Genomic DNA, 1,612 nt, shown 5'->3' with positions numbered 1-1,612 from the left:
GACGACCCGCCGATCGCCGCCGGCCGCGAGATCTGGGGCTTTCCCAAGAAATACGCCCATCCGAAGCTGGCGATCGTCAAGGACACACTGACCGGCACCTTGTCCTATGCCGACCAGCTCGTCGCCATGGGCACCATGGGCTACAAGCACGAAAGCATGGCCGGCAACGGCCAGCGGACGATGGCGACGCTGTCGCGCACCCAGGTCAATCTGAAGCTGATCCCCGGCGTCGACGGCCGGCCCGATCCAGGACCCCTTCGGCGTGATGTCGACCAGGTTGTAGGCGACCAGCTGGCAGATCTCCGGCCGGCCGTCGACGCCCGGGATCAGCTTCAGGTTGACCTGGGTCTTCGACAGCGTCGCCATCGTCCGATGGCCGTTGCCGGCCATGCTCTCGTGCTTGTAGCCCATGGTGCCCATGGCCACGAGCTGGTCGGCATAGGACAGGGTGCCGGTCAGCGTGTCCTTGACGATCTGCAGCTTGGGATGGGCGTATTTCTTGGGGAAGCCCCAGATCTCGCGGCCGGCGGCGATCGGCGGATCGTCGTCCAGGTACATCTGGGCGACGAAGCTCATCTCCTCGCCGCGGAAGCGGCACGGGATGACCATGCCGGATTCGGTGTAGCTGCCGAAGCCGGAGCTGTCGGGCATCCGGATCCACTCGTAATGCACAATCGGCCGCTCCACCGGCTCCAGCGGCTCGGGCAGCTGGTCGCGGATCACCTGCGGGTCGGTCTCGTAGGTGATGATCATGTATTCCCGGTCGACGAACCGGTACGGCCCGGCCGGATAGCTCGGCCCGGCGGCCGGCATCGACGGGAGCCGGAGTACATCTTCCCTGCGCATGACCTCAACCCTTTGCCGGACGGCCGCGATGCGGGCCGCGACCGTCATAGCCAGCAAGCGCTGAAACTCCCGCGACAGTCTTTCGACAGAGATGTGACATCGCTGCGGCCCGCGATTCCGGCCGCCACCGCGTCATCAGACCGTCATCCATCCCGGCCTATCGTGCGCTCCCCAAGCAGGAGACCGGCCGGCCATGGATGCGAAGAGCCCAGTTTCAGAGCGCGACACCGCTTCCGCCGGCTGGCGGCCCGACCGCTGCGACCGCGTTGCCCTGGTGCTGCAGGGCGGCGGCGCCCTCGGCGCCTACCAGGCCGGCGTGTACCAGGCGTTGCACGAGGCCGGGATCGAGCCGGACTGGGTGTCGGGCGTGTCGATCGGCGCGATCAACGCCGCCATCATCGCCGGCAACCCGCCGGAGCGGCGGCTGGAGCGGCTGCGCGTGTTCTGGGAGCGGATCACCGACCGCCGGATCTGGGCCTACACCCCGGATGGCGACATCTTCCGCCAGATGCGCAACGCCACCAGCTCATGGATGACCATGCTGCAGGGCCAGCCCGGCTTCTTCTCGCCGCACGGCACCAGCCCTTGGCTGAGCCATGCCGGGGCCAAGAGCGCGACCAGCTATTACGACACCGCGGCGCTGCGCGAGACCCTGCTGGAGCTGGTCGATTTCGACCGGATCAACGGCGGCCCGGTGCGCTTCGCGGTCGGCGCGGTCAACGTGCTGACCGGCAACTTCATCTATTTCGACAGCGCCGAGGAGGAG

General features: G+C 67.5%; 1 protein-coding gene and 2 pseudogenes. 2 read left to right on the top strand and 1 reads right to left on the bottom strand.

From position 1 onward, the window contains the following. Positions 1-12: 12 nt before the first annotated feature. Positions 13-219 (top strand): annotated as a pseudogene (locus AC3XYG_RS23575) (acetoacetate decarboxylase family protein); the annotation flags it as partial. 27 nt (positions 220-246) lie between these two features. On the opposite strand, the pseudogene AC3XYG_RS23570 reads toward AC3XYG_RS23575, so the two are convergent. Next, positions 247-846 (bottom strand): annotated as a pseudogene (locus AC3XYG_RS23570) (acetoacetate decarboxylase); the annotation flags it as partial. A 193-nt stretch (positions 847-1,039) separates the two neighbouring features. Here AC3XYG_RS23570 and AC3XYG_RS23565 point away from each other — a divergent pair. Next, on the top strand, positions 1,040-1,612 hold a 573-nt coding region (locus tag AC3XYG_RS23565; RefSeq protein WP_489142304.1), incomplete at its 3' end, for a patatin-like phospholipase family protein.

It is taken from the genome of Inquilinus sp., from assembly GCF_057815775.1.
Note: the sequence above shows the minus strand (reverse complement) of the source record. Positions and strands in the feature narration are given on the sequence as shown.